The sequence below is a fragment of the Pseudomonas sp. MF5691 genome (assembly GCF_016405645.1).
Taxonomy (GTDB): domain Bacteria; phylum Pseudomonadota; class Gammaproteobacteria; order Pseudomonadales; family Pseudomonadaceae; genus Aquipseudomonas; species Aquipseudomonas shahriarae.
Map to the genome: position 1 here is coordinate 149,074 of NZ_JAEKDC010000001.1, position 25,971 is coordinate 175,044.

The 25,971-nt window shown below is 60.4% G+C and carries 26 protein-coding genes; 16 read left to right on the plus strand and 10 right to left on the minus strand.

The window, feature by feature from the left end; genetic code table 11:
- Window positions 1–1,335, minus strand: a complete 1,335-nt coding sequence (locus JFT44_RS00720) for an MFS transporter (RefSeq protein WP_057441156.1) — start codon at window positions 1,333–1,335, stop codon at window positions 1–3.
- 255 nt (window positions 1,336–1,590) lie between these two features.
- On the opposite strand from JFT44_RS00720, the gene quiC reads away from it, so the two are divergent.
- Together quiC and JFT44_RS00730 are read left to right on the plus strand one after the other, a co-directional pair.
- Complete coding sequence (gene quiC / locus JFT44_RS00725; protein ID WP_115129053.1) at window positions 1,591–3,486, plus strand: 3-dehydroshikimate dehydratase QuiC; 1,896 nt, start codon at window positions 1,591–1,593, stop codon at window positions 3,484–3,486.
- 71 nt (window positions 3,487–3,557) lie between these two features.
- On the plus strand, window positions 3,558–4,223 hold the full coding sequence (locus tag JFT44_RS00730) for a TetR/AcrR family transcriptional regulator (RefSeq protein WP_057444392.1): 666 nt from the start codon (window positions 3,558–3,560) through the stop codon (window positions 4,221–4,223).
- Between the two features lie 62 nt (window positions 4,224–4,285).
- Here JFT44_RS00730 and JFT44_RS00735 read toward each other — a convergent pair whose 3' ends face one another.
- Together JFT44_RS00735 and aroQ are read right to left on the minus strand one after the other, a co-directional pair.
- Window positions 4,286–5,140: a shikimate dehydrogenase gene (locus JFT44_RS00735; RefSeq protein WP_169959801.1), complete on the minus strand. Its 855-nt coding sequence runs from the start codon at window positions 5,138–5,140 to the stop codon at window positions 4,286–4,288.
- Window positions 5,137–5,574, minus strand: a complete 438-nt coding sequence (gene aroQ, locus JFT44_RS00740; protein ID WP_032861827.1) for a type II 3-dehydroquinate dehydratase — start codon at window positions 5,572–5,574, stop codon at window positions 5,137–5,139. Before aroQ ends, JFT44_RS00735 begins: the two co-directional genes overlap by 4 nt.
- Before the next feature lie 279 nt (window positions 5,575–5,853).
- Here aroQ and JFT44_RS00745 point away from each other — a divergent pair, with 279 nt between their 5' ends.
- The 3 genes from JFT44_RS00745 (at window position 5,854) to JFT44_RS00755 (ending at window position 6,961) form a co-directional block, all read left to right on the plus strand.
- On the plus strand, window positions 5,854–6,009 hold the full coding sequence (locus tag JFT44_RS00745) for a hypothetical protein (protein ID WP_164844804.1): 156 nt from the start codon (window positions 5,854–5,856) through the stop codon (window positions 6,007–6,009).
- A gap of 89 nt (window positions 6,010–6,098) precedes the next feature.
- On the plus strand, window positions 6,099–6,527 hold the full coding sequence (locus tag JFT44_RS00750) for a hypothetical protein (RefSeq protein WP_057958371.1): 429 nt from the start codon (window positions 6,099–6,101) through the stop codon (window positions 6,525–6,527).
- The gene (locus tag JFT44_RS00755) at window positions 6,524–6,961 is read left to right on the plus strand and encodes a DUF2442 domain-containing protein (RefSeq protein ID WP_057958372.1); all 438 of its coding nucleotides are present in this window, start codon (window positions 6,524–6,526) and stop codon (window positions 6,959–6,961) included. The genes JFT44_RS00750 and JFT44_RS00755 overlap by 4 nt, the downstream gene beginning before the upstream one ends.
- 79 nt (window positions 6,962–7,040) lie before the next feature.
- Here JFT44_RS00755 and trmA read toward each other — a convergent pair whose 3' ends face one another.
- Both trmA and JFT44_RS00765 read right to left on the minus strand, forming a co-directional pair.
- Window positions 7,041–8,120 (minus strand): tRNA (uridine(54)-C5)-methyltransferase TrmA, encoded by a 1,080-nt coding sequence (gene trmA / locus JFT44_RS00760; protein WP_128592783.1) that lies wholly within the window; start codon window positions 8,118–8,120, stop codon window positions 7,041–7,043.
- A complete protein-coding gene (locus JFT44_RS00765) occupies window positions 8,117–9,412 on the minus strand; it encodes an NCS2 family permease (RefSeq protein WP_032861840.1) in 1,296 nt (431 codons plus the stop codon). The genes trmA and JFT44_RS00765 overlap by 4 nt, the downstream gene beginning before the upstream one ends.
- 211 nt (window positions 9,413–9,623) lie before the next feature.
- Here JFT44_RS00765 and JFT44_RS00770 point away from each other — a divergent pair, with 211 nt between their 5' ends.
- Complete coding sequence (locus tag JFT44_RS00770) at window positions 9,624–10,070, plus strand: DUF4879 domain-containing protein (RefSeq protein ID WP_169990511.1); 447 nt, start codon at window positions 9,624–9,626, stop codon at window positions 10,068–10,070.
- 14 nt (window positions 10,071–10,084) lie between these two features.
- Here the strand turns inward: JFT44_RS00770 and JFT44_RS00775 are convergent, their stop codons facing one another.
- Window positions 10,085–11,317 carry an MFS transporter gene (locus JFT44_RS00775; protein WP_198830283.1) on the minus strand — a complete coding sequence of 411 codons (1,233 nt, stop codon included), beginning with the start codon at window positions 11,315–11,317 and terminating at the stop codon, window positions 10,085–10,087.
- 343 nt (window positions 11,318–11,660) lie between these two features.
- On the opposite strand from JFT44_RS00775, the gene JFT44_RS00780 reads away from it, so the two are divergent.
- The 3 genes from JFT44_RS00780 to JFT44_RS00790 are packed head-to-tail and all read left to right on the plus strand — an operon-like array spanning window position 11,661 to window position 14,291.
- Window positions 11,661–13,100: a cytochrome ubiquinol oxidase subunit I gene (locus JFT44_RS00780; RefSeq protein WP_057958375.1), complete on the plus strand. Its 1,440-nt coding sequence runs from the start codon at window positions 11,661–11,663 to the stop codon at window positions 13,098–13,100.
- A 3-nt stretch (window positions 13,101–13,103) separates the two neighbouring features.
- Complete coding sequence (cydB, locus tag JFT44_RS00785) at window positions 13,104–14,111, plus strand: cytochrome d ubiquinol oxidase subunit II (RefSeq protein WP_057958376.1); 1,008 nt, start codon at window positions 13,104–13,106, stop codon at window positions 14,109–14,111.
- A gap of 12 nt (window positions 14,112–14,123) precedes the next feature.
- Window positions 14,124–14,291, plus strand: a complete 168-nt coding sequence (locus JFT44_RS00790; protein ID WP_081044180.1) for a DUF2474 domain-containing protein — start codon at window positions 14,124–14,126, stop codon at window positions 14,289–14,291.
- 50 nt (window positions 14,292–14,341) lie between these two features.
- On the opposite strand, the gene JFT44_RS00795 is transcribed toward JFT44_RS00790, so the two are convergent.
- Both JFT44_RS00795 and JFT44_RS00800 read right to left on the minus strand, forming a co-directional pair.
- Window positions 14,342–15,466 carry a class I SAM-dependent methyltransferase gene (locus JFT44_RS00795; protein ID WP_198830284.1) on the minus strand — a complete coding sequence of 375 codons (1,125 nt, stop codon included), beginning with the start codon at window positions 15,464–15,466 and terminating at the stop codon, window positions 14,342–14,344.
- A 176-nt stretch (window positions 15,467–15,642) separates the two neighbouring features.
- Window positions 15,643–16,353, minus strand: coding sequence for a LuxR family transcriptional regulator (locus tag JFT44_RS00800; RefSeq protein WP_128592784.1), 711 nt, complete (start codon window positions 16,351–16,353; stop codon window positions 15,643–15,645).
- Between the two features lie 456 nt (window positions 16,354–16,809).
- Here JFT44_RS00800 and JFT44_RS00805 point away from each other — a divergent pair, with 456 nt between their 5' ends.
- Window positions 16,810–17,586, plus strand: coding sequence for a ferredoxin--NADP reductase (locus JFT44_RS00805; RefSeq protein WP_057441142.1), 777 nt, complete (start codon window positions 16,810–16,812; stop codon window positions 17,584–17,586).
- Window positions 17,587–17,642: 56 nt separating this feature from the next.
- On the opposite strand, the gene mscL is transcribed toward JFT44_RS00805, so the two are convergent.
- A complete protein-coding gene (gene mscL / locus JFT44_RS00810) occupies window positions 17,643–18,059 on the minus strand; it encodes a large-conductance mechanosensitive channel protein MscL (protein ID WP_057441140.1) in 417 nt (138 codons plus the stop codon).
- Window positions 18,060–18,346: 287 nt separating this feature from the next.
- Here mscL and JFT44_RS00815 point away from each other — a divergent pair, with 287 nt between their 5' ends.
- From JFT44_RS00815 to radA, 3 genes are all read left to right on the plus strand, one after another.
- Window positions 18,347–19,888 carry a catalase gene (locus tag JFT44_RS00815; protein ID WP_120734177.1) on the plus strand — a complete coding sequence of 514 codons (1,542 nt, stop codon included), beginning with the start codon at window positions 18,347–18,349 and terminating at the stop codon, window positions 19,886–19,888.
- A 76-nt stretch (window positions 19,889–19,964) separates the two neighbouring features.
- On the plus strand, window positions 19,965–20,495 hold the full coding sequence (locus tag JFT44_RS00820) for an ankyrin repeat domain-containing protein (protein ID WP_057958432.1): 531 nt from the start codon (window positions 19,965–19,967) through the stop codon (window positions 20,493–20,495).
- 35 nt (window positions 20,496–20,530) lie between these two features.
- Complete coding sequence (gene radA / locus JFT44_RS00825) at window positions 20,531–21,898, plus strand: DNA repair protein RadA (RefSeq protein WP_057441136.1); 1,368 nt, start codon at window positions 20,531–20,533, stop codon at window positions 21,896–21,898.
- A gap of 62 nt (window positions 21,899–21,960) precedes the next feature.
- Here radA and JFT44_RS00830 read toward each other — a convergent pair whose 3' ends face one another.
- Complete coding sequence (locus tag JFT44_RS00830) at window positions 21,961–22,329, minus strand: PilZ domain-containing protein (protein ID WP_198830285.1); 369 nt, start codon at window positions 22,327–22,329, stop codon at window positions 21,961–21,963.
- 173 nt (window positions 22,330–22,502) lie between these two features.
- On the opposite strand from JFT44_RS00830, the gene JFT44_RS00835 reads away from it, so the two are divergent.
- From JFT44_RS00835 to yjiA, 3 genes are all read left to right on the plus strand, one after another.
- Window positions 22,503–24,569, plus strand: coding sequence for a carbon starvation CstA family protein (locus JFT44_RS00835; protein WP_115129043.1), 2,067 nt, complete (start codon window positions 22,503–22,505; stop codon window positions 24,567–24,569).
- Window positions 24,570–24,584: 15 nt separating this feature from the next.
- On the plus strand, window positions 24,585–24,782 hold the full coding sequence (locus JFT44_RS00840) for a YbdD/YjiX family protein (RefSeq protein ID WP_057441132.1): 198 nt from the start codon (window positions 24,585–24,587) through the stop codon (window positions 24,780–24,782).
- A gap of 178 nt (window positions 24,783–24,960) precedes the next feature.
- On the plus strand, window positions 24,961–25,920 hold the full coding sequence (gene yjiA / locus JFT44_RS00845) for a GTPase (protein WP_169990509.1): 960 nt from the start codon (window positions 24,961–24,963) through the stop codon (window positions 25,918–25,920).
- The last annotated feature ends 51 nt before the right edge of the window (window positions 25,921–25,971 follow it).

Genomic DNA, 25,971 nt, shown 5'->3' on the forward strand with positions numbered 1-25,971 from the left:
TCACACCGCGACGGTGGGGATCTTGCGCGGCGCCATGAAGTACATCCAGGTCAGGGCGATGAAGTACATCGCCGGGATCAGGGTGAACAGCACGGTGTAGTTGTTATTGGTCACGGTCAGGATATGGCCGACGATCTGCGTCATAAACATCCCGCCGATAGCCGCGCACATCCCGCCAAAGCCAAATACCGTGCTCATCATGTGCTTGGGGGTGTAGTCCATCACCAGGCTCCAGATATTGGCGGTCCAGGCCTGGTGCGCGCCGATGGCCAGGGAGATGGCAAACACTGCGACCCACAGCTGGCTGGAGCCGGCGGCCATGATCACGCCGACGATGCAGCAGGCAAACAGCAGCATCGACAGCAGGCGCGCCTTGATCGGCTGCATGCCGCGTCCGATCAGGAACGAGGACAGAATCCCGCCGCCCACACTGCCGAAGTCTGCCGTCAGGTAAATGATGATCAGCGGGATACCCATCTGGGTCACGTTGATCCCCAGGCTGTATTGCTGGTTGAGGAACGGCGGCAGCCAGTAGAGGTAGAACCAGAACACCGGGGCGGTCAGGGCGTAGGCAATGGCGAAGGCCCAGGTGCCACGCATGCGCAGGATACGGCTGAAGGGCACGCGGGGTTGTTCGGGCTCGACTTCCTGTTGCACGTAGTCCAGTTCCGACTGTTTTACGCTCGGATGGTCTTCGGGGTTGTAGTACTTCAGGCCCCAGAACACCAGCCAGATCCCACCCAGGGCAGCCATGCATAAAAATGCAGCCTGCCAGCCCCACACATGCAGCACCAGTGGCAACAGCATTGGCGTGAGCATGGCGCCGACGTTGGTGCCGGCGTTGAAGATCCCGGTAGCCACCGCGCGCTCGCCGGCGGGGAACCACAGGCGGGTAGTCTTGACGCAGGCGGGGTAGTTGGCCGCTTCGGTGAGGCCGAGGATAAAGCGGCAGACCATAAAGCCCACCGCCGAAGTCGCCAGGCCGTGGGCGCCGGTGGCGATGCTCCACAGCAGCACCGCGCAGAAGAACACACGCTTGACGCCGACGCGGTCGATCAGCCGGCCTTGCAGCACAAAACCAATGGCATAACCGACCTGGAACCAGAAGTTGATGTTGGCGTAGTCCATCGCCGTCCAGCTCATCTCTTTGGCCAGGATCGGTTGCATCACGCCCAGAGCGGCGCGGTCGATGTAGTTCAAGGTGGTGGCGAAAAACACCAGGGCCAACATGCCCCAGCGGGTTTTGCCGACGGCGAGGGCGCCGCGAATCTTGTCGCCAATGGCCGCTTGCGGGTTGCCGGGGCGCGGGGCCACGGCGGAATTTTGCGAAGGCATGAGAGGTACCCGTTTTTTGAAATTTTTATGGTGTGTTCTGGGTCTTGATCACAGGTTTGCGCCTTAAAAAAAGCGGCCCTGGATGCGCATTCGATGGTGCGCAGTGGCTAAAAAATCGTCAATTCGCCAATCGCCATTGTGTTCGATAATCGCCCGAAAAACTAACTGATTGGTACATTTTGAATTGCTGCTTTATCGCGCGCGGCCAATAATTTGCCGCAAACAAGACCACCCATCATTGCCGGGAGTCACCCCATGCAACGTTCCATCGCCACTGTTTCCCTGAGCGGCACCCTGCCGGAAAAGCTCGAAGCCATTGCTGCGGCCGGGTTCGATGGGGTGGAAATCTTCGAGAACGACTTGCTGTATTACGACGGCAGCCCGCGTGAAGTGCGGCAGATGTGTGCCGATCTGGGCATTGCCATCACGTTGTTCCAGCCGTTTCGTGATTTTGAAGGATGTCGCCGCGACCGCCTGGCGCGCAACCTGGAACGGGCCGAACGCAAATTCGACCTGATGCAGGAACTGGGCACCGACCTGGTGCTGGTGTGCAGCAATGCTTCTGCCGATTCCACGGGCGAACATTCGATCCTGCGCGATGACCTCAGCCTGTTGGCCGAACACGCCGGGCGCCGTGGCTTGCGCATTGGCTATGAAGCCCTGGCCTGGGGGCGGCACGTCAACACCTGGCAACAGGTCTGGCAACTGGTGCGCGAGATTGACCACCCCAGCCTCGGGGTGTTGCTAGACAGTTTTCATACATTGTCGCTCAAGGGCGATCCGACGGCTATCGCCCAGATCCCTGGCGACAAGATCTTCTTTGTGCAAATGGCCGACGCGCCGCTGCTGGCCATGGACGTGCTGGAGTGGAGCCGGCACTTTCGCTGCTTCCCCGGCCAGGGCGAGTTCGACCTGCCGGGTTTTCTCGCGCCGATCATCCAGAGTGGCTACACCGGGCCGCTGTCCCTGGAGATTTTCAACGATGGCTTTCGCGCCGCACCCACCCGGGCCAACGCGGCGGATGGTTTGCGCTCGTTGCTGTACCTGGAAGAGAAGACCCGCCAACGCCTGCAGCAACAGGCCGCGCCGCTGGATATCCTGTTTGAGACCCCGGCTGCCAGCGAGTACGACGGCATCGAATTCCTCGAGTTTGCGGTGGATGAAAACCTCGGCGCCCGCCTGACCCAATGGCTGCAACGCCTGGGCTTCGTCAAGGCCGGGCAGCACCGTTCCAAGAGCGTGAGCCTGCTGCGCCAGGGCGATATCAACCTGATCCTCAACTGCGAGCCGTACTCCTTTGCCCACAATTTTTTCGAGGCCCATGGCCCGTCGTTGTGCGCCACGGCGATTCGCGTCAAGGACAGCGCCAAGGCCCTGGAACGGGCGGTGGCCTACAAGGGCCAACCCTATCGCGGGCTGGTCGGGCCCAATGAGCTGGAGCTGGCGGCGGTACGCGCGCCGGATGGCAGCCTGATCTACCTGGTGGACCAGCACGCCGGCGGGATCTACCACACTGATTTCAACCTGCAGGCCGCCAGCACCGGTGGCGGCGGGCTGCTGCGCATCGACCATATGGCCATGGCCCTGCCGGCCGACAGCCTCGACAGTTGGGTGCTGTTCTACAAGAGCCTGCTGGATTTCGAGGCCGACGATGAGGTGGTGTTGCCGGACCCCTACGGCCTGGTCAAGAGCCGGGCGCTGCGCAGCCGTTGCAGTTCGATCCGCTTGCCGCTGAATATTTCCGAGAACCGCAACACGGCGATTTCCCACGCGTTATCCAGCTACCGTGGCTCCGGCGTGCATCACATTGCCTTTGATTGCGCGGATATTTTCGCCGAGGTCAGCCGGGCCAAGGAGGCGGGCGTGCCGCTGCTGGATATCCCACTCAATTACTACGATGACCTGGCGGCGCGTTTTGATTTCGACGATCAGTTCCTCAGCGAGCTGGCGTACTACAACGTGTTGTACGACCGTGATGCCCAGGGCGGTGAGCTGTTTCACGTGTACACCGAACCCTTTGAAGGGCGGTTTTTCTTCGAGATTATCCAGCGCAAGAACGGTTACGCCGGCTATGGCGCCGCGAATGTGGCGGTACGCCTGGCGGCGATGGCCAAGTCGCGCAGTGGGGCAGTGCGCCAGGCCAGGCTGTAGGGCGTTGACGCTTCCTTCGTACAGCGTGGCAGCCCATAATCACGGCCTGCATAAATGGCCGTGAGCGCACCATGACCCCGACCTCCGAACTGCCCGACGTCTCCCTGGCGCCGCGCAAGAGCCGCAAGAACAACCCGGAAAAGACCCGCGAGAACATTCTGCAAGAAGCCATTGTCGAGTTCGTGCAGCAGGGGCTTTCGGGGGCGCGGGTGGATGCCATCGCTGAGCGCATCCACACCTCCAAGCGCATGATCTATTACTACTTCGGCAGTAAGGAACAGCTGTACGTCGAGGTCCTGGAAAAGCTCTACGGGGATATCCGCAACACCGAAACCCGGATGAACCTCACTGAACTGGAACCCCGTGAAGCAATCCGGCGCCTGGTGGAATTCACCTTCGACCACCACGACCAGAATGTGGATTTTGTGCGGATTGTCAGCATCGAGAACATTCACAACGCCGAGTATGTGAAGCAGTCGGACGCGATCAAGGCGATGAACAGCAATATCCTTGAAGCACTGGGCGCGACCTTGCGCCGGGGCGCGGAGCTGGGGGTGTTCCGCGCTGGGCTGGAGCCGCTGGATGTGCATTTGCTGATCAACTCGTTCAGCTTTTACCGGGTATCCAACCGGCATACCTTCAGTGAGATTTTTCAGATCGAATTGTCGGATGAAGCAATCAAGCAGCGGCATCGGGCGATGATCTGCGAGTCGGTGCTGCGTTACCTGCAGGCCTGATCCACCGCCGAATTCAATTGTGTGGGAGCAGGCAAGCCAGCTCCCACATTAGGATCCGGTTTCTACAGTGAAGTATTCATGCTCTGGAAATGAGCGAGCATCCTTTGTGCATCTGCTTTCTCACCACTGAACAATTCAAACGCCTTCACCGCCTGGAACACCGCCATATTCCCCCCATCCAGGGTGCGGCAACCCAGCGCCCGGGCGTTGCGTAGCAGCTCGGTTTCCAGCGGGAAATAGACGATCTCCGCGACCCACAAATCCGCGCGCAACAATGCTGCTGGCACGGGCATGCCCGGTAGCTTGGCCATGCCCATGGGCGTGGTGTTGACCAGGCCGTCAGCCGCCGCCATCGCGTGACCCAGGTCGCTGCCGGCACACGCTCGGTCAGGGCCAAAGTGTTGGTTGAGGTTGGCGGCCAGGCTTTGGGCGCGGTCGTGATCCATATCGAAAATACTCAACTGGCCGACACCTTCGGCCAACAGCGCGTGGGCCACCGCCGCGCCTGCGCCACCGGCGCCCATCTGCACCACGCGTTGGCGCGCAGCGTCATGCAGGCCACGGCGAAACCCTTCGGCAAAACCCAGGCAGTCGGTGTTGTGACCGATGCGCTTGCCATCGCGCCAGACCACGGTGTTGACTGCGCCGATGCCCCGGGCTTCGGGCGACAGCTCATCGAGCAACGGCAGGATCGCTTGCTTGCATGGGTAGGTGATGTTCAATCCGGTGAAGTTCATCTGTTCGGCGGCCTTGAGCAGATCGGGCAGGGCGCTGCTGTCCAGTTGCAGCGGGTCCAGGTCGATCAGGCGATACAAGTAGCGCAGACCCTGGGCATCGCCTTCCTGCTCATGCAGGGCCGGCGTGCGGGACGCCTGGATGCCGGCGCCGATCAGCCCGGCAAGAATGCGCGGTTTCATTTGAGCTCCCGGCTGAAATGCTCGAGGGCCAGGTGATAACCGTGGCTGCCAAACCCGGCGAGCACGGCCTTGGCAATGGGCGAGACGAAAGAGTGATGACGGAACGGTTCGCGGGCATGCACGTTGGACAAATGCACTTCGATCACCGGCAGTTCACTGGCCACCAGGGCGTCGCGAATGGCCACCGAGGTATGGGTCCAGGCCGCCGGGTTGATCACAATGCCCGCACAACGAGCGCGGGCGCCATGGATCCAGTCCAGCAACTCGCCTTCGTGGTTGGTCTGGCGAAATTCCAGTTTCAGCCCGAACTGTTCGGCGCTACGCCCGCATAGGGCGGCGACGTCAGCCAGGGTCTCGTGGCCATAGGTGGCCGGTTCGCGGGTGCCGAGCAGGTTCAGGTTGGGGCCGTTGAGGACCAGCACAATAGGCGGCATGGGGGTGTCTCCACTGTTGTTTTTATGGATGGAGACAAAATGTACTGAATGGTTAATTTGGTCAATTGGCCAAGCGCGGTGCTGCAGATAACCGTTCGATTATCGAACGGTGAATGCAGCCTGTCGGGACTGTCCAAGAGTTGATGTCAATTGGAAACCATTCTCGACAAAACTTAAGATGCCCGCCTGTTTGCTTTACATTCCCCGGGATCCGCAGCACCGCGCTCAAGGGCCAGGTCACTGACCGGTCGCCCCCATGGCGGCAACTCGGCAGAGCGGGTGTTTCCCAGCCCGTATCTCAAGGCTGAAGAGTCGCGGGATTGGGAGATGGGCGTCAATGTGTTCAAGGAGGGGCTGTTTTTCAACGACGACCGCCTGGGCATCTGCGGTTACAACCCGGCATTTGAAGCGGTGCCAGTCGTTACTAGTCTGTGAGGCAGCTCTGGCAATTTGAAGAGGCCGGCTGTCGGCTGGGGCTGGATAAAGCATTGGTCGGCGACAAATAACCTAACGGATGGGTTACGATGAAAGTAGGCACTTACAAGGGATATGTGATTGCAGTGTTGCTCAGGGATGAGCATTGCCCGCCGCACGTACATGTCATGGGCAAGGACTGGGATGCGCGTTTTCGCTTCAGTTTCCTGGATGGGGACGTGGCGTTGTGGGATGTGTATCCCGAGCGGCGGCGACCAGCCACTAGCGTTCTGGAAGGCATTCGCCAGACCTTGATGCAGCCGCATTATCTGGCGCGGGCACAAAGGATCTGGTGGGAGAAGCTGCAAACAGTCTGCCTGGAGAACCATTCCTGGGATTGGGAGGCCGACGAGGTCGTGCCGGGGTTGGTCATCCGGCGAGGTGTCTACGTGATCGCCAGGGCCCGGCACGATGTGGCGGGGCGGCGAACCATCTTGAACCTGGTGAGGGCGCCAGGATCCGTGGAGATTGAGTTATGAAAACGGTAAAAGCCAAAGTCCGGCCTGATGCACCGATCACTGACGCCGATGTTGATAAGGCCGTGGCCCGTGGGCGCAAGCTCAAGCGGGTGTACGCCAATGCCAGCTCCGTGCACTACCAGGACGACTGCATTTCCATCGGCTTCGGCGACGGCAGCCGCATCCTGTTGCCGGTGGCCGGTCTCTCTGAATTCGAAGGTTTTTCTGCGCAGGACTTCCAGGCGCTGGAGGTCGGTTTTGGCGGCAAGGCACTGTGCTGTGAAGCTCGTGATCTGCATGTTTCCATCACTGGCCTGGTCGCTACGAGTCAGCCCCTGATGGACCTGGCGGCGAGCATGGTGGCATCGCGCAACGGCCGTAAAACCAGCGCCGCCAAGTCCGCAGCCGCCCGTGCTAATGGCAAGAAGGGCGGGCGGCCACGCAAGGAGGAGTGATGCACAGCCGGGGGAGTGGGCTTATGTGGGAGCGGGCAAGCCCACTCCCACATTTTTCTAGGTGTGCCGGGGCCGAGGGTTAGCGCCGGGTCAGCAGCACGCCTGATTCCATATGGTGGGTCCACGGGAACTGGTCAAACATTGCACACTGGGTAATGCGGTGCGTGTCGTGCAGTTGCGCGATGTTCGCCGCCAGCGTCTCCGGGTTGCAGGAGATGTACAGGATGTTTTCGAAGCGCCGGGTCAATTCGCAGGTGTCCGGGTCCATGCCTGCGCGGGGCGGGTCGACGAAGACGCTGCCGAACGCGTAGCTCTTGAGGTCGATACCGTGCAAGCGTCGGAACGGCCGTACTTCGTTCAGGGCTTGGGTCAGTTCTTCAGCGGACAGGCGCACCAGGGTGACGTTATCCACCGCGTTTTCATCGAGGTTGCTCAGGGCGGCGTTGACCGAGGTCTTGCTGATCTCGGTGGCCAGCACTTTGCGCACGCGGGTGGCCAGGGGCAGGGTGAAGTTGCCGTTGCCGCAATACAGCTCCAGCAGGTCATCGCTGCGATCGCCGAGGGCCCCATAGGCCCAGTTGAGCATCTTCTGGTTCACCGTGCCGTTGGGCTGGGTGAAGGCACCTTCGGGCTGACGATAGCTGAAGGTGCGACCGCCGACATCGAGTTTCTCGACCACGTAGTCGTGGCCGATCACATCGCGCTTGCCCTTGGAGCGGCCGATGATGCTGACGTTCAGATCGGCAGCCAGTTTGTTGGCCGCCGTGTGCCAATGCTCGTCCAGCGGGCGGTGATAGCACAGCGTGATCATCGCGTCGCCGGCCAGGGTGGTGAGGAACTCCACCTGGAACAGTTTGTGGCTCAGGGCAGCGCTGGCTTGCCAGGCGGCCTTGAGTTGCGGCATCAACTGGTTGATGCGCAGGCTGGCGATGGGGAATTCTTCGATCAGGATCGGCGTGCGCTTGTCATCCTGGGAGAACATCGCGTAATGGCGCTGACCCCCTTCGCGCCACAGGCGAAACTCGGCGCGCAGGCGGAAGTTCTGCAGGGGCGAATCGAACACCTGCGGCTCGGGCGCGTCGAACGGCGCGAGCAGGTCACGCAAGCGCGTGACCTTTTCTTGCAGTTGCAGGGCGTAACTTGCTGCGTCAAAAGTCATGCGGGGAACCAGCCTAGCTTGATCACGAACAGAATCGACAGGATCACCAGCGCTGGGTTGAGTTCACGGTAGCGGCCCGTAAGCAGCTTGATACCGGTCCAGGCGATGAAGCCGAAGGCGATGCCGTTGGCGATGGAGTAAGTGAAGGGCATCGCCAGGGCGGTGATTACCACGGGCGCTGCAACGGTGATGTCGTCCCAGTCGATTTCCGCCAGGCCCGAGGTCATCAGCACCGCGACAAACAGCAGCGCGGGGGCGGTGGCAAACGCCGGGACGCTGGCCGCCAGCGGCGAGAAGAACAGTGCCAGCAGGAACAGGATTGCCACGACGATGGCGGTCAGCCCGGTGCGGCCACCGGCACTCACGCCAGCAGCCGACTCGATGTAGCTGGTGGTGGTCGAGGTACCCAGCAGCGAGCCGGCCATGGCTGCGGTACTGTCGGCGATCAGGGCGCGGCCCATTTTCGGCATGTGACCGTCCTTGCCCATCAGGCCGGCGCGCTTGGCAACGCCGATCAGGGTGCCGGAGTTGTCGAACAGGTCCACGAACAGGAAGGCGAAGATCACGCTGATCAAGCCCACGTCCAGGGCGCCGGCGATATCCAGTTGCAGGAAGGTCGGGGCCAGGGAAGGTGGCATTGATACCACGCCGCCAAAGGGGGTGACGCCCAGCGCGATGGCGGCGATGGTCACCGCGAGGATGCCGATCAGTACTGCACCGCGCACTTTTAGCGCTTCCAGGGCCACGATCAGGAAGAAACCCAGGGTGGCGAGGATCGGTGCCGGCTTCGCCAGGTCGCCCATGCCCAGCATGGTCGCTGGGTTGCTGACCACGATCCCGGCGTTATGCAGGGCGATCAGCGCCAGGAACAGGCCGATACCGGCAGCAATCGCCGAACGCAGGGGCAGGGGGATGGCATTGATGATCCATTCGCGGATGCGGAAGATCGACAGCAGGAAAAACAGCACGGCAGAGATAAATACCGCACCCAGCGCCACCTGCCAGGTATGGCCCAGGTGCAGGACCACGGTGTAGGTAAAGAAGGCGTTCAGGCCCATGCCCGGTGCCAGGGCAATCGGGTAGTTGGCGATCAGACCCATGATCGTCGAGCCGATGGCCGCTGCCAGGCAGGTGGCGACAAACAGCGCGCCCTTGTCCATGCCGGTCTCGCCGAGAATGCTCGGGTTGACGAACAGGATGTAGGCCATGGCCAGGAATGTCGTGATACCGGCCAGAATCTCGGTACGCACGTTAGTGTTGTGTGCCTTGAGTTGAAACAGCTTTTCCAGCATGCCTGCTCCCTGTGGCGCATTCGGCGCCGTGATTTGTTGACCTCAAAGTCAAAGCACAAACTGCGCCAAGCGCCGCGTGTTTTCTACAGAGGATCGGAAAAAGCGGCGCATCATACCAGCAGGTCGACGACCTGTGGCGCCCGGCCTCGGTTTTGTTGAGTGTGGCCTTGAGGCATACTCCGTCGACGTTCAGTCCAGGGTCATCCAGAGCATGAAAAAAGCCATCGCGTGGAGTCTAGCTCCGTTCGCCTGTCTCGGCCTGTGGCTGGCGGTGGCACCGGCGTGGGGCGCGCCTGCACCGGCCTTGAGCGAAGTGCGGGTGTTCCAGGTGCAGTCCCAGGGCTGCAGCGAGTCCATCGCCGAGGGCGCCGACCGTACCCGGCAGTGCCAGCACCGTGGGGCGACGCGGGTCTCGGTGATGGAAGTGGGGCTGGGCAACAATTCCATCGCGACCTTTGATGGGGCGCGGCTTGCGGGACAAAAGACGGCGATTTGCCAGGTCGGCTCCGTCAGCCAGGCCTGCAATGGCGCTGGTACATTGATGGGCTACATCTATGTATTTGACGTGGATATCCGCGCCGCAGGCTGGTTCGAGTACAGCAACACGTCGATCAACGCGCCCCGCAATACCCTGGTGACTCAGTTACGCATCCAGTGATGGCTCCTGCAGGTTCAGGGCGCTTCGGCCGGCATATGCATGCGGTCCCGATTGGCCAGGGTCGGGAACAGCTTGATCCACACCCCGGTCACCACCAGCGTCCCGACCCCGCCCAGCACCACGGCGGGTACCGTGCCCAGCCAGTGGGCCGTGACGCCGGACTCAAATTCGCCCAACTGATTGGACGCGCCAATAAACAGCCCATTGACCGCGCTGACCCGCCCGCGCATTTCATCGGGGGTTTCCAGCTGTACGAATGAGGCACGGATCACCATGCTGATCATGTCCGCCGCCCCCAGCACCACCAGCACCGCCAGGGAGAACCAGAACGAGGTGGACAGGCCAAAGGCAATGGTCGCCACGCCAAACACGCCGACCGCGGTAAACATCACCCGGCCCACGTGCCGGTCCACGGCAAACCGTGCCAGCCACAATGACATCAACAGCGCGCCGACTGCCGGAGCCGAGCGCAGCAGCCCCAGGCCCCAGGGGCCGGTCAACAGGATGTCCTTGGCAAACACCGGCAGCAACGCCGTGGCGCCGCCCAACAACACGGCAAACAGGTCCAGGGAAATTGCCCCGAGGATGTCCGGCCGGCTGCGGATAAAACGAATCCCGGCGAGCAGCGAGTCGAGGGTGGCCTTGCCCTTGTTCAGCGGGGTCTGCCGCGCGGGGAGGTTGAGGGTCAGCATGCAGGCAATCAGGTACAGCAGCACCGTCGGGCCATACACCCAGGCGCTGCCGAAGGCATAAAGCAGGCCGCCCAGGGCCGGCGCGACGATGGTTGCCGATTGCTGGGCCGACTGCGCCGCCGCCACTGCCCGAGGGAACAGGGCGCTGGGCACGATGCTCGGCAGCAGGGCCTGGGTTGTGGGCATTTCGAAGGAGCGGGCAGAGCCCAGCAGGAAGGCGAGGATAAAAATCATCTCGCGGGTGACATTGTCCGTCAGGCTGCCAATCACCAGCGCCAGAGCAATCAATGCTTGCAACGTCTGGCAAATGGCAGCGACTTTACGCCGTTCATAACGGTCCGCCACATGCCCGGTGTGCAGCATAAACAGCACCCGCGGCACAAATTCCACCAGGCCCACCAGCCCCAGGTCCAGCACATTGCCAGTCAGTTGGTAGAGGTTCCAGCCGATGGCCACGGTGAGCATCTGGAAGCCGCTGGCGGTAAAAATCCGCGCCAGCCAGAACGCGATGAAAGGGCGGTGATGACGTAACAGCAGCGGGGTTTCACTGGGCATCGGCAAGGACTGGACTGAACCTGGGAAGCGCCGAGATTAGCATCAAGCTGTAACAAATAGTTGCTGGAAAAGAAATATCCTTAGCAAGACATCTATTTCGCTGAGTCAACCTGTCACGCGGCAAAAGACCACACAGTCCAACCTGGAAAATGGGACTACTCTTTCATCGATGCTTGATCCAGATCAATGCTGATTGCAGCGCTGGTGTGGCGGCCAACAGGCCAGAATCCCTACGTGGTTGGTAAAAACAGAACGAATTGCAATTCGCCACACTCCATATCCGTGGGGGCAGTGGGTGCAGGCCCCCAGCCAGCAGCCGGTATTACCTGACAGAGGAAGACTTATGTTCGGTTTGGAGGCGCTAGATCTCGCCCGAATTCAATTCGCATTCACCATCTCGTTCCATATCCTGTTCCCGGCCATCACCATTGGCCTGGCCAGTTACCTTGCGGTGCTGGAAGGTCTGTGGCTCAAGACCCACAACGATACCTACCGTGACCTCTACCATTTCTGGTCGAAGATCTTTGCCGTCAACTTCGGCATGGGGGTGGTCTCGGGCCTGGTCATGGCCTATCAGTTCGGTACCAACTGGAGTCGTTTCTCGGACTTCGCCGGCTCCGTCACGGGGCCCTTGCTGACCTATGAAGTACTCACCGCGTTCTTCCTCGAAGCCGGCTTTCTTGGGGTGATGCTGTTCGGCTGGAATAAGGTCGGGCGCAAGCTGCACTTCTTTGCCACGGTGATGGTGGCCGTCGGTACGTTGATCTCGACCTTCTGGATCCTCGCCTCCAACAGTTGGATGCAGACCCCCCAAGGTTTTGAAATCGTCAATGGTCAGGTGATTCCAACCGACTGGATGGCGGTGATTTTCAACCCTTCGTTCCCCTATCGCCTGGCCCACATGGCCACGGCAGCGTTTGTCGCCACCGCGTTCTTCGTCGGCTCCTCGGCGGCCTGGCACCTGCTGCGGGGCAAGGACAACCCGGCGATCCGCACCATGTTGTCGATGGCGATGTGGATGGCCTTGATCGTTGCGCCGATCCAGGCGGTGATCGGTGACTTCCACGGCCTCAACACCCTCAAGCACCAGCCGGCGAAAATTGCGGCGATTGAAGGCCACTGGGAAAACGTCGGTAACGAGCCGACCCCGCTGATCCTGTTCGGCTGGCCGGACATGAAGGAAGAGCGCACCAAGTACAAAGTGGAAATCCCCTACCTGGGCAGCCTGATCCTTACCCACTCCCTGGACAAGCAAGTGCCGGCCCTCAAGGAGTTCCCGCCTGAGGATCGCGCCAACTCGACCATCGTGTTCTGGTCGTTCCGCATCATGGTCGGCCTGGGCCTGTTGATGATCTTCACCGGCCTGTTCAGCCTCTGGCTGCGCAAGGGCGACAGGCTGTACACCAACAAACCGTTCCTGTACCTGGCGCTGTGGATGGGCCCGTCGGGGTTGATTGCGATCCTGGCCGGCTGGTTCACCACCGAAATCGGGCGCCAGCCCTGGGTGGTCTACGGCTTGATGCGCACGGCGGACGCGTCCTCCAACCACAGTGTGATGCAGATGAGCATCACCCTGGTGCTGTTTGTGGTGGTGTACTTCGCCCTGTTTGGCGCCGGCCTGGGCTACATGATGCGCCTGGTGCGCAAAGGCCCGGTCACCCACGAAAGTACCGAACCGGCCCACGGCGGCCCCGGGCAGAAACGCACCCCGGCGCGTCCATTGTCGGCGGCCGATGACAGCGGCGACGCCGATCACGGCGACACTCTGAACAAGGGGAATTGAGTCATGGGTATTGATCTTCCGCTGATCTGGGCCGTGATCATCATCTTCGGCATCATGATGTACGTGGTCATGGACGGTTTTGACCTGGGGATCGGCATTCTCTTCCCGTTTATCCCGGGCAAGACCGACCGTGACGTAATGATGAACACCGTCGCCCCGGTGTGGGACGGCAACGAGACCTGGCTGGTGCTGGGGGGCGCGGCGTTGTTCGGCGCGTTCCCGCTGGCCTACTCGGTGGTGCTCTCGGCGCTGTACCTGCCGCTGATCCTGATGCTGATCGGCCTGATCTTCCGTGGTGTGGCTTTTGAGTTCCGTTTCAAGGCCAAGGATGACAAACGCCACCTGTGGGACAAGGCGTTTATCGGCGGCTCGCTGGCGGCGACTTTCTTTCAGGGCGTGGCGCTGGGGGCATTCATTGAAGGCATCCCGGTGGTTGACCGCCAGTTCGCCGGCGGCTCACTGGACTGGCTCTCGCCGTTTGCCCTGTTCTGCGGCGTGGCCCTGATCGTGGCGTATGCGCTGCTGGGCTGCACCTGGCTGATCATGAAGACCGAAGGCAAGTTGCAGGAGCAGATGCACAACCTGGCGCGGCCCCTGGCGTTCGTGGTGTTGGCGGTAATTGGCATTGTCAGCATCTGGACGCCCCTGGCCCACCCGGATATCGCCTCGCGCTGGTTCACCCTGCCGAACCTGTTCTGGTTCCTGCCGGTGCCGATCCTGGTGTTGGTGACCATGTATGCGCTGGTGCGTGCCGTGGCCCGCAATGCCCATTACGCGCCGTTCCTGTTGACGCTGGTGTTGATCTTCCTGGGCTACAGCGGCCTGGGCATCAGCCTGTGGCCGAACATCATCCCGCCGTCGGTCTCGATCTGGGAGGCTGCCGCGCCGCCACAGAGCCAGGGCTTTATGCTGGTGGGCACGCTGTTCATCATCCCGTTCATCCTGGGTTACACCTTCTGGAGCTACTACGTGTTCCGCGGCAAGGTGACCCATGAAGACGGCTATCACTAGGAGGCTTGGACCATGACCGGTAAACCTTCACTGGACGAGATCGAACAGGCCGAGAAAAAGCCGCTGTGGCAGCGCCTGGGCTGGCTGGCGATGATCTGGACCGGCAGCGTCCTGGCCCTGTTCGTGGTGGCCAGCCTGATGCGCATGTTCATGAACGCCGCGGGCCTGAGCACCCACTGAAATCCCGCACCTTTATGACCCTCCTTGCGGAGGGTTTTTTTTGCCTGGGTTTACTTGCGTGCCTTGAGGATCACGAACTTGGGCGTCGCCGCGACCTGCTCCACACCACGGAACAGCCGCGCCAGCTTGCTGTGATAACCCAGGTGACGGTTGCCGACGATATACAAGGCGCCGCCCACCACCAGTGCCTCGCGGGCCTGCTGGAACATGCGCCAGGCGAGGAAGTCCCCCACCACCTGTTGCTGGTGGAACGGTGGGTTGCACAGCACCACGTCCAACGATTGCGGCTCCTGGTCCGCCAGGCCGTCGCCGGGGCGAATCGTCACTGGCCGCTCACCCAGCGCCGCGCGCCAGTTCTCGGCGGCCGATTGCACAGCCATATAGGATTCGTCCACCAAGGTGTACTGCGCCTCGGGGTTTTGCAGGGCACTCGTGATGGCCAGGACCCCATTGCCGCAACCCAGGTCCGCCACGCGGGCGCTGCCCAGGTTGGAGGGCAGGTGCGGCAGAAAGGCACGGGTGCCGATGTCCAGGCCTTCACGGCAGAACACATTGGCGTGGTTGAGCAGCTCGATGGCCGGCGCGTCGAGGCGATAACGCGTGGGGTAGGGCGAGACCACCCGGGGCCGATCAGCCAGGGTGGCAATCAGCAACCGGGCCTTTTTCACTGCCAGCGACGCGTGCATCGGCCCGATGTAGCGCTCCAGCAGTTCACCGGCGGCGCGGGGCAGATGCTTGACCATGGCGCCTGCGATCACTTCGGCACCGGGCGCCAGTTGGCCTTGCAGGCGGATCAGTTGTTCTTCCAGTAGCGCCAGGGTTTTCGGCACTCGGATCAGTACGCGGTCGAAGGGCCCGCTCGGCACTTGGCTGGCAGGCACGAACGACACGGCATCGAAGGTCTTGTGGTTGCGCACCAGGTTTTTTTGCAACGCCTGGGTGCCTAGAAACGAATCACCACTGGTGGTGACACGCATCTGCCCTTCAAGGCTGGCCGCCAGCGCGCCAAAGCTGTCATTGAGCACCAGCACGCGGGTGCTGCTGGCCGGTTGCTGCTCGGCCAGGTAGGCGAGCAGATACTCGTCAGCCGCATCGAAGGCTTGCAGCGGTTCGTTTGGCTGCTCGGGCTGGCGGATCAGGTCGAGTTGGGCGAAGGGGCTATCGAGCAGGGGCATGGCGGGGGAAACTCTGGATAATCGACGGGTGTTCCAGGCTAGGCGAGGAACCTTCTGAGTGGACTGCGACGCGGGCTTTGACGAGCGGCGTCATCACTCAGAACTGGCCGTAAATGTTACGTTTTTTTCTCCGGGATTACATTCGGTGTTTTCAAGAGGATTTGAGCCGGTTGCGCTTAAAAAAGACCGTTTCTCACGGCGCTGATCACGGCGGCGATTTTATTGCTGACCCCCAGCTTTCTCATCGCACTGCTGATGTGAAAACCGACGGTACGTTCCGATAGGCAGAGAATTGTGGCGATATCAGCCGCAGTTTTGCCCAGTGCCGACCATTGCAGGATCTCTGTCTCGCGGCTGGTGAGTTTGGCGGGGCACTGGAAAGTCGGCCCCTGGCTGTAGGTTTGCGCCGCCACCGTATGCAAGGCATGGCATATCCACAGAACCTGGCCCGCTTTTTCATAGAGCTCATGGGCCTGCACCGGCCCCTTGCGTCGTCCCAGGTTGATCATACTGAAGAAGCCCCGGAAGTCGTGCACCGACTGGGCCCAGCCGAAATTCAGGCCTTGGGCATGTACGTGAGCCCACATGTCAGGTACTGCGGAAAAGGTTTTCTCTTCCCATACAAGCGGTAGCACATCGCGCTTACAGTGAATAACCAAAGGGTCCATTTCAAAGTAGTTTTCTGTTTTGTAGATTTTGTTCCATTCATCCGGATAGTTGTTGAGATGGATGCTTCTGTTAGGGCGGTAGAGAGCATTGGAACCCATTATAAAACCGCAGTATTCGAAGCCTAGCTCATAGGTAATGTTCAGAGCGGCTTCAAACATCGTTGTTACCTCATCTTCACCTTCAAGTTTGGGTAACCGTGTGTTTCGCCAGTTGACCATCGGTAACACTCCCTGAGTTTTACGCTGATTGTTTGCGACGCACGTCCTCATAGCGCCAACGAATCGAGTGTAGGACAGCATGCAAAACTGGGGTGGGAATTTTCGCACTTAGCAGGGCGTTTCTTATTGTTAATAATCTTCCTCGCGCCTTGTAAGACGTGGCGGGTGGTGGCCGTGATTCAGATTTAATACTTATTTTTCATTGGCTTGCCGAAAAGCCTGGTGGCGTGGCACCGATGATTGTTAATGGGAAGCAGCGCCTGTGGGGAGAAGGTAATAGCTAAATGTTTTTAGTTGAAATCATATTGCTATTACTCTGTTTTTTCATAATCAAGCGTAGGGCTTTCGGCTTTTCTGCGTGGATAAATCACCTGGATGGATGTCACTACAAACCAGCGGTGTTTCCAGGCTCCGCTTTGGGCCACACTAGGGGTTACCTGTAGACCGGAGCCCCCCATGACGGCCAGTGCGGAAAAATTCACACGCCAGACCTTGCTTGATGTGCAGTCGTTGACCCCCAGCCTGTTTACCCTGCGGACCACTCGCGACGCGGGTTTTCGCTTTGTCGCCGGGCAGTTTGTGCGCCTGGGTGTGACCAAGCCCGATGGAAGCCTGGTGTGGCGCGCCTATTCGGTGGTGTCGTCGCCCTTCGACGAGTTCCTCGAGTTTTTCTCGATTGTGGTGCCGGGCGGTGAGTTCACCAGTGAGTTGAGCCGCCTGCGGGTGGGTGATGAGCTGCTGGTGGAGCGACAGGCCACGGGTTTCTTGACCCTGAACCGCTTTGTCGATGGCCGCGACTTGTGGCTGCTGGGCACGGGCACCGGGATTGCGCCGTTTCTGTCGATCCTGCAGGACTTTGAAGTCTGGGAAAAATTCGAGCGCATCATCCTGGTCTATAGCGCCAGGGAAGCCAGGGAGCTGGCTTACCAGACCCTTATCAAGGAACTGGCTGAGCGTGAGTACCTGAGCGAGCACGCCCATAAGCTCACCTACCTGCCCATCGTCACCCGGGAGCAGCACCCAGGGGCATTGAATGGGCGTATCACCACCCTGATCGAAAATGGCGAATTGGAACGCGCGGCGGGCGTGGCGCTGACACCGGAACATTCGCGGGTGATGATTTGCGGCAACCCGCAGATGATTGATGACACCCGGCAATTGCTCAAGCAACGCGATATGCAGTTAAGCCTGACGCGTCGGCCAGGGCAGGTGGCGGTAGAAAACTACTGGTAAAAAAAGGCGCCCGGTGAGAGGCGCCTTTTTAGTAGCTGACAGGTATTGCGGATCGGCTACAGCGGCTTGTTGTTCTGGGCCTTGAGCAGATCGCGGATCTCCCCCAGCAATTCCTCTTCCTTGGTGGGCACCGGTGGCAGGCTTGGCGCAGCCGCTTCTTCACGCTTGAGGCGGTTGATGGCCTTGACGCCCATGAAGATCGCGAACGCGACGATCACGAAGTCGATGATGCTCTGGATGAATTTGCCGTAGGCCAGGACCACCGCCGGAATATCGCCCTGGGCCGCCTTGAGCGTTACTGCCAGATCACCGAAGTCCACACCGCCGATCAGCAGACCGATAGGCGGCATCACCACGTCGCCTACAAAGGACGAAACAATTTTGCCGAAGGCGGCGCCGATGATAATACCGACCGCCATGTCGACCACATTACCTTTGACCGCGAAGGCCTTGAACTCACTGATCACGCCCATAGGTTATTCCTTGTTACAGTTGAGAGGAGAGGAACTCAGTGTAAATCAGTCTGCAAGAGCTTGCTCGACACAACGGTTAACACTGTTCGTTGTAATCGACACATTAAAACGCAAATAGTTTGCAAAGTGCCATCAGTCGCGCGCGAAATACCCGTTATTTCAGGGCCTTACCACACTATTTTTTTAATCGTGATGGTGTGGGTTTTCTATTTATCTTCTGGCGTCAGCATCACTAGCCTCTGGCAAGCACCCATAAAAGTGCATTAAAAAAACCAGAGGATTGCATGATGAAAAACCTTATTAGTCGCAGGTCTATTGCTGCGCGCAATGTGCTTTTGATTGCCAGTACCAGCCTGTTGTCGTTAGCCGTCAGTGCCGCCAACCTGACCCGCGATAATGGTGCAGCGGTGGGTGATAACCAGAACTCGCAGACCGCCGGCGCAAACGGCCCGGTCTTGCTGCAGGATGTGCAACTGATCCAGAAGCTGCAGCGTTTTGATCGTGAGCGTATCCCCGAGCGCGTGGTGCATGCCCGCGGCACCGGCGCCCACGGCACCTTCACCGTCACCGACAACCTCAGCGACCTGACCAAGGCCAAAGTGTTTGCCGCCGGTGAGGCCACGCCGGTGTTTGTGCGTTTCTCTGCCGTCGTCCACGGCAACCACTCCCCGGAAACCCTGCGCGACCCGCGCGGCTTCGCCACCAAGTTCTATACCGCCGAAGGTAACTGGGACCTGGTCGGCAACAACTTCCCGACGTTCTTTATCCGCGATGCCATCAAGTTCCCGGACATGGTGCATGCCTTCAAGCCCGACCCGCGCACTAACCTGGATGACGACTCCCGTCGTTTCGACTTCTTCTCCCATGTTCCAGAGTCCACCCGCACGCTCACCGAGTTGTACTCGGACTCCGGCACACCGGCCAGTTACCGGGAGATGGACGGCAATGGCGTACATGCCTACAAGTTGATCAATGCCAAGGGTGAAGTGCACTACGTCAAGTTTCACTGGAAGAGCCTGCAAGGCATCAAGAACCTGGACCCCAAGGAGGTCGTGCAAGTGCAAGGGCGTGATTACAGCCATATGACCAACGACTTGGTTACTCACATCAACAAGGGCGACTTCCCCAAGTGGGACTTGTATGTGCAAGTGCTCAAGCCTGAAGAACTGGCCAAGTTTGATTTCGATCCCCTGGATGCCACTAAGATCTGGCCCGATGTTCCCGAGCGCAAAGTCGGGCAAATGGTGCTGAACCGCAATCCGGCCAATGTCTTCCAGGAAACCGAGCAAGTGGCCATGGCCCCGGCCAACCTGGTACCAGGTATCGAACCGTCGGAGGACCGTTTGTTACAAGGTCGGGTGTTCTCCTATGCCGATACGCAAATGTACCGTCTGGGCGCCAATGCCCTGCAACTGCCGATCAATGCTCCACGGGTCACCGTCAACAACGGCAACCAGGATGGTGCGATGAACTTTGGCAAGACCAGCACGGGCGTGAACTACCAGCCAAGCCGCCTGATGCCGCGGGAAGAGCCGCAAAGTGCGCGTTACAGCCAGATGCCCCTGGCCGGCAGCACCCAGCAGGCGAAAATCCAGCGCGAGCAGAACTTCAAGCAGGCGGGCGACTTGTATCGGTCCTACAGCAAGAAAGAGCGCCAGGACTTGATCGAAAACTTCGGTGGCTCCCTGGCAACCACGGATGACGTCAGCAAGCACATCATCCTGTCGTTCCTCTACAAGGCCGACCCGGAGTACGGCACGGGCGTGGCCAAAGTGGCCAAGGGCGATCTGGCGCGGGTCAAGGCACTGGCTGAAAAGCTGACCGACTAATCCACCCACCTGTAGGAGCGAGCTTGTCGCCGCCAGTTCAAGCTCGCTCCTACGGGACCTGCAGAGGATGTTGATGATGCGTAGCTTTATAGGGGCGCTACTGGCCTGCTGGTCCTTGAGTGTGTTCGCCGACCCGCTGGCCCTCAAGGCGCAGTTACAGGATTACTACTTCGACGCTGCCCGACGTGGCGACGTGGAAATGCTCAAGACTTTTATCGAATCCGGCTATTCCCTGAATACCGTCGATGACAAGGGCTACACCGCGCTGATCCTCAGCGCCTATCACGGGCACGAACCGGCCGTGGAGCAACTGCTGGCAGCCGGTGCCGATGCCTGTGTGCAGGATAAACGCGGCAATACGGCGCTGATGGGCGCGATCTTCAAGGGCGAGTTGAGCATTGCCCGGCGTTTGCTGGGCACCGCCTGCAACCCCGACCAACGCAACGGCGCCGGACAGACGGCGGCCATGTACGCCGGGCTGTTCAAGCGTATCGAACTGCTCGATGCACTCAAGGCCCAGGGCGCCGACCTGAATGCCGAAGACCCGCTGGGCAACAGCGCTACACGATTGGCCAACGGTGAAATCCGTACCGCAGCGCCACGCTGAGCTATCATCGCGGTTTTTCGGTTGGAGGTTCTCAGATGGCAAAGGCCAAGCGCATGTACGGCTGCACAGAGTGCGGCGCGACCTTTCCCAAATGGGCGGGCCAGTGTGGCGAGTGTGGGGCGTGGAATACCCTCACGGAAACCATGATTGAAAGCGGTGGCGCCGCAGCTCCCAGCGGGCGCTCCGGCTGGACCGGGCAACAAGCCCAGATCAAGACCCTGGCGGAAGTCAGCGTCGAGGAAATCCCGCGCTTTTCCACAGCGTCCGGCGAGCTCGACCGGGTACTCGGTGGCGGCCTGGTGGACGGCTCGGTGGTGCTGATCGGTGGCGATCCGGGCATCGGCAAGTCGACCATCCTCTTGCAGACCCTGTGCAGCATCGCCAGCCGCATGCCAGCCCTGTACGTCACCGGCGAAGAATCCCAGCAACAGGTGGCCATGCGCGCCCGCCGCCTGGGCTTGCCCCAGGACCAATTGCGGGTCATGACCGAGACCTGTATCGAAAGCATTATCGCCACCGCCCGCGTGGAAAAACCCAAGGTGATGGTGATCGACTCGATCCAGACGATCTTCACCGAGCAACTGCAATCGGCGCCGGGAGGGGTGTCCCAGGTGCGGGAAAGTGCGGCGTTGCTGGTGCGCTACGCGAAACAGAGCGGCACGGCGATTTTCCTGGTGGGCCATGTCACCAAGGAGGGCGCACTGGCCGGCCCGCGCGTGCTGGAGCATATGGTGGATACGGTGCTGTATTTCGAGGGCGAGTCCGATGGGCGCCTGCGCCTGTTGCGGGCAGTGAAGAACCGTTTCGGCGCGGTCAACGAGCTGGGTGTGTTTGCCATGACGGACCGGGGGCTGAAAGAAGTCTCCAACCCTTCGGCGATCTTTCTGACCCGCGCCCAGGAAGAAGTACCGGGCAGCGTGGTAATGGCTACGTGGGAGGGCACCCGGCCAATGCTGGTGGAAGTCCAGGCCCTGGTGGACGACAGCCACCTGGCCAACCCGCGCCGCGTGACCCTGGGCCTGGATCAGAACCGCCTGGCGATGTTGCTGGCGGTATTGCATCGCCATGGCGGGATTCCGACCCATGACCAGGACGTGTTCCTCAACGTGGTCGGCGGCGTCAAGGTGCTGGAAACCGCGTCGGACCTGGCCTTGATGGCGGCGGTCATGTCGAGCCTGCGCAATCGGCCGCTGCCCCATGACCTGTTGGTATTTGGTGAAGTGGGCCTGTCGGGCGAGGTACGCCCGGTGCCCAGCGGCCAGGAGCGCCTCAAGGAAGCCGCCAAGCATGGTTTCAAGCGTGCCATCGTGCCCAAGGGCAACGCGCCGAAGGAGGCGCCGCCTGGGTTGCAGGTGATTGCGGTGACGCGGCTGGAACAGGCACTGGATGCCTTGTTCGAATAACCCGCACCACCACCGACCCCTGTGGGAGCAGGCAAGCTACACACATTGATGTGTGCACATCGTCAGATGTTCAGCAGCTCGCCCAGCTCCCGATGCAGCTCCTCCTCATCCCCCAGGTTCAGCTCGATCAGCCTGCGCAAATGGCTGATCGAGTCCAGGTCGATATATTCGCAGACGAACCCCAGTTGCCCCTTGTCGTCATGGCTCAGCCGCACTTGCATGCTCACGTCGGTGTCGGCGTCCAGGTGAATGTCCACATCAAAGGGCTCGCCACCCTTGCCCAGCCATGGCGCAGGCTTTTGCACCAGCAACCCTTTGAGCGATAAATCCACCAGTTGCACCGGCCATTGCTGGCCGTTTTGCTTAAGTTCGGTCTTGGCATTGAAGGCAATCCGCCGAAAACGGCGTCGATCTGACGGCTGGTCGCTCATGGTGAAACCCTCTGTTGGTCCAGGGATTGTAGCCTTGCGCCATTATCGGGCGTTTATTTCTGTTTTTTTCGCCCCGGCAAGGCTCTAGACCAACGTAGGGGGCTGGTCTTTAGGGCACAGCGCGCTAAACTCGGACTGGCTGTCTTTCTGTCCACCCTGGCTGGAATATAAAAATGAAAAATAATAATAGCCTGCTCCGCCATCTACCCTGGCTGTTGCTGGCAATCGTAGGAGCGTGCGCCCTGGGCGTAGTGGCTTTGCGGCGCGGCGAGGCAATCAACGCCTTGTGGATTGTAGTCGCGGCAGTCGCCATTTATCTGGTGGCTTATCGTTACTACAGCCTGTTCATCGCAAATAACGTGATGCAACTCGATCCACGGCGGGCCACCCCCGCAGTGATCAACAACGACGGTCTGGACTATGTGCCGACCAACAAACATATTCTCTTCGGTCACCACTTTGCCGCCATTGCCGGCGCGGGGCCTCTGGTCGGCCCGGTACTGGCTGCACAGATGGGCTACCTGCCCGGTACCCTGTGGCTGATTGCCGGCGTGGTGCTGGCGGGTGCGGTGCAGGACTTCATGATCCTGTTCCTGTCCACCCGTCGCAACGGCCGCTCCCTGGGGGACATGGTTCGCGAAGAAATGGGCCGCATTCCCGGGACTATCGCGCTGTTTGGCTGCTTCCTGATCATGATCATCATCCTCGCGGTGCTGTCGCTGATCGTGGTCAAGGCCCTGGCCGAAAGCCCGTGGGGCATCTTCACGGTGATGGCGACCATCCCGATCGCGATGTTCATGGGCGTGTACATGCGCTACATCCGTCCGGGCCGCATCGGCGAAATTTCGATCATTGGCGTGCTGTTGCTGCTGGGTTCGATCTGGCTCGGCGGGCAGATTGCCGCTGATCCGGTATGGGCCAAGGCCTTCACCTTCACCGGGATCCAGATCACCTGGATGCTGGTTGGCTACGGATTCGTGGCCGCGGTACTGCCGGTGTGGCTGATCCTGGCCCCGCGCGACTACCTGTCTACCTTCCTGAAAATCGGCACCATCATCGCCCTGGCGATTGGCATCCTGGTCACCATGCCTGACCTGAAAATGCCGGCGCTGACCCAGTTTATCGACGGCACTGGCCCGGTGTGGAAGGGCGGCCTGTTCCCGTTCCTGTTCATCACCATCGCCTGTGGCGCGGTATCGGGTTTCCACGCGCTGATTTCCTCGGGCACCACGCCCAAGCTGTTGGCCAATGAAGCCCACTCGCGCTACATCGGTTATGGCGGCATGTTGATGGAGTCGTTCGTCGCCATCATGGCCATGGTTGCCGCTTCGGTGATCGAGCCAGGCGTGTACTTCGCCATGAACAGCCCTGCGGCGATTGTCGGCACTGATGTGGTGACAGTTGCGCAAACCGTCAGCAGTTGGGGCTTTGCGATTACCCCGGAAGCGCTGCAAGCGGTGGCCAATGACATCGGTGAAACCACCATCCTGGCCCGTGCCGGCGGTGCGCCGACCCTGGCGGTCGGCATCGCGCAAATCCTGCACAGTGTGTTGCCGGGTGAAAACACCATGGCGTTCTGGTACCACTTTGCAATCCTGTTCGAAGCGCTGTTCATCCTGACCGCTGTGGACGCCGGTACCCGTGCCGGGCGCTTCATGCTCCAGGATCTGCTCGGTTCCTTCGTGCCGGCGCTCAAGCGTACCGAGTCCTGGACGGCCAACCTGATCGCCACTGCAGGCTGTGTGGCGATGTGGGGCTACTTGCTGTACCAGGGCGTGATTGACCCGCTGGGTGGTATCAACACGTTGTGGCCGCTGTTCGGCATCTCCAACCAGATGCTGGCCGGTATCGCGCTGATGCTCGCCACCGTTGTGCTGATCAAAATGAAGCGCCAGCGCTACATCTGGGTGACCCTGCTGCCGGCTGTCTGGCTGCTGATCTGCACCACCACCGCAGGCTTCATCAAGCTGTTCGACGCCAACCCGGCGATCGGCTTCCTGTCGCTGGCCAAGAAGTACAGCGATGCGCTGGCCAATGGGCAGATCCTGGCCCCGGCCAAGAGTATCGACCAGATGCAGCACGTGATCTGGAACGCCTACACCAACGCGACGTTGACGGTGTTGTTCCTGTTCGTGGTCTTCAGCATCCTGTTCTATGCCATCAAGGTCGGCGTGGCCGCCTGGGGCACCAAGGAACGTACGGATAAAGAAGCACCATTCCAAGCCATGCCGGACGCGTGATAGAGGGTTGCAGACATGTTCAATGACATCGGTCGCCTCGGTAAATACCTCGGTCAGGCTGCACGCCTGATGGTCGGCATGCCCGACTACGACACCTACGTCGAGCATATGCAAACCAAGCACCCGGACAAGCCGTTGATGGACTACAAGGCGTTCTTCCGGGAGCGCCAGGAAGCCCGTTACGGCGGCAAGGGCGGGCCCAAGTGCTGTTGATCCAATAGGGTTGGGCCTATGTGATCCCCTGTGGGGGCGGGCTTGTGTGGGAGCGGGCTTGCTCGCGATAGCATCACCTCGGTATACCAGATAGACCGAGTTGCCTGCATCGCGAGCAAGCCCGTTCCCACACAAGCCCGCTCCCACATTTGTTTTGTGTTTCCTCAAGGAGAATATTTTGTCCTCTCCCATCCCCGTCACCGTCCTCAGCGGCTTCCTCGGCGCTGGCAAGACCACCTTGTTGCGCCATCTGCTCAAGGCCGAGCACGGCTTGAAAATCGCCGTGATCGAAAACGAATTCAGTGACGCCGGCATCGACACCCAGCTATTGGGCGATGAGCCGGTCCAGGTCATGACCCTGTCCAACGGTTGCGTGTGCTGCACCATCCACACCGACCTGACCAAAGCCCTGTACCTGCTGCTCGAACGCCTGGACAGCGGCGAGATCGCCTTCGACCGCCTGGTGATCGAGTGCACCGGTCTGGCTGACCCGGCGCCGGTGGCCCAGACCTTTTTTATCGACGAGGAATTGCGCGAGCGCTATCTCCTCGACGGCATCATCACCCTGGTGGACGCGGCCCACGCCGAGCACCACCTGACCCAGACCATCGCCCAGGCCCAGATCGGCTTTGCCGACCGCCTGCTGATAAGCAAGCGCGACCTGGTGGACGACGCCAGCTTCGAGGCGCTCAGTCAACGCCTGACCCGCATCAACCGTCGTGCGCCGATTCGTGTGGTGGAACATGGCAAGATCGACCTGGCTGAGCTGCTGGACGTGCGCGGCTTTAACCTCAACGCCGGCATGACCCTGCGCCCGGTCAGCCAGGCGCCGTCCATCGACCGTATCTCCAGCCTGGTGCTGCGCACCGACCAGCCGCTGGATATCGACCGGCTCAGTGAGTTCATGAACGAACTGTTGGAAGAACACGGCAAACAACTGCTGCGTTACAAGGGCGTGCTGAACATCGCCGGGGAAGATCGGCGCATGGTGTTCCAGGGCGTGCTCAAGCTCTACGGGTTCGATTGGGACACCGAATGGGCCGAGGGTGAGGCGCGGGAGAGTGTGATTGTGTTTATTGCCGATGAGTTGCCGGAAGACAAGATCCGCGAAGGCTTCCAGCGGGTCTACCAACCCTGACTTGAAACGCGGTCAACAGGCATAAAAAAGCCCGGCTCAAGAGCCGGGCTT

Coding starts and splice junctions, on each gene's coding strand:
- JFT44_RS00815 (WP_120734177.1), top strand. CDS start 18,347: ATGAAAAACCTTATTAGTCGCAGGTCTATTGCTGCGCGCAATGTGCTT.
- JFT44_RS00805 (WP_057441142.1), top strand. CDS start 16,810: ATGACGGCCAGTGCGGAAAAATTCACACGCCAGACCTTGCTTGATGTG.
- JFT44_RS00765 (WP_032861840.1), bottom strand. CDS start 9,412: ATGCTGGAAAAGCTGTTTCAACTCAAGGCACACAACACTAACGTGCGT.
- JFT44_RS00790 (WP_081044180.1), top strand. CDS start 14,124: ATGACCGGTAAACCTTCACTGGACGAGATCGAACAGGCCGAGAAAAAG.
- JFT44_RS00755 (WP_057958372.1), top strand. CDS start 6,524: ATGAAAACGGTAAAAGCCAAAGTCCGGCCTGATGCACCGATCACTGAC.
- JFT44_RS00720 (WP_057441156.1), bottom strand. CDS start 1,335: ATGCCTTCGCAAAATTCCGCCGTGGCCCCGCGCCCCGGCAACCCGCAA.
- radA (WP_057441136.1), top strand. CDS start 20,531: ATGGCAAAGGCCAAGCGCATGTACGGCTGCACAGAGTGCGGCGCGACC.
- JFT44_RS00820 (WP_057958432.1), top strand. CDS start 19,965: ATGCGTAGCTTTATAGGGGCGCTACTGGCCTGCTGGTCCTTGAGTGTG.
- JFT44_RS00735 (WP_169959801.1), bottom strand. CDS start 5,140: ATGAAACCGCGCATTCTTGCCGGGCTGATCGGCGCCGGCATCCAGGCG.
- cydB (WP_057958376.1), top strand. CDS start 13,104: ATGGGTATTGATCTTCCGCTGATCTGGGCCGTGATCATCATCTTCGGC.
- JFT44_RS00750 (WP_057958371.1), top strand. CDS start 6,099: ATGAAAGTAGGCACTTACAAGGGATATGTGATTGCAGTGTTGCTCAGG.
- JFT44_RS00840 (WP_057441132.1), top strand. CDS start 24,585: ATGTTCAATGACATCGGTCGCCTCGGTAAATACCTCGGTCAGGCTGCA.
- JFT44_RS00730 (WP_057444392.1), top strand. CDS start 3,558: ATGACCCCGACCTCCGAACTGCCCGACGTCTCCCTGGCGCCGCGCAAG.
- aroQ (WP_032861827.1), bottom strand. CDS start 5,574: ATGCCGCCTATTGTGCTGGTCCTCAACGGCCCCAACCTGAACCTGCTC.
- quiC (WP_115129053.1), top strand. CDS start 1,591: ATGCAACGTTCCATCGCCACTGTTTCCCTGAGCGGCACCCTGCCGGAA.
- JFT44_RS00800 (WP_128592784.1), bottom strand. CDS start 16,353: ATGGTCAACTGGCGAAACACACGGTTACCCAAACTTGAAGGTGAAGAT.
- JFT44_RS00795 (WP_198830284.1), bottom strand. CDS start 15,466: ATGCCCCTGCTCGATAGCCCCTTCGCCCAACTCGACCTGATCCGCCAG.
- JFT44_RS00775 (WP_198830283.1), bottom strand. CDS start 11,317: ATGCCCAGTGAAACCCCGCTGCTGTTACGTCATCACCGCCCTTTCATC.
- JFT44_RS00770 (WP_169990511.1), top strand. CDS start 9,624: ATGAAAAAAGCCATCGCGTGGAGTCTAGCTCCGTTCGCCTGTCTCGGC.
- JFT44_RS00835 (WP_115129043.1), top strand. CDS start 22,503: ATGAAAAATAATAATAGCCTGCTCCGCCATCTACCCTGGCTGTTGCTG.
- mscL (WP_057441140.1), bottom strand. CDS start 18,059: ATGGGCGTGATCAGTGAGTTCAAGGCCTTCGCGGTCAAAGGTAATGTG.
- trmA (WP_128592783.1), bottom strand. CDS start 8,120: ATGACTTTTGACGCAGCAAGTTACGCCCTGCAACTGCAAGAAAAGGTC.
- JFT44_RS00830 (WP_198830285.1), bottom strand. CDS start 22,329: ATGAGCGACCAGCCGTCAGATCGACGCCGTTTTCGGCGGATTGCCTTC.
- JFT44_RS00780 (WP_057958375.1), top strand. CDS start 11,661: ATGTTCGGTTTGGAGGCGCTAGATCTCGCCCGAATTCAATTCGCATTC.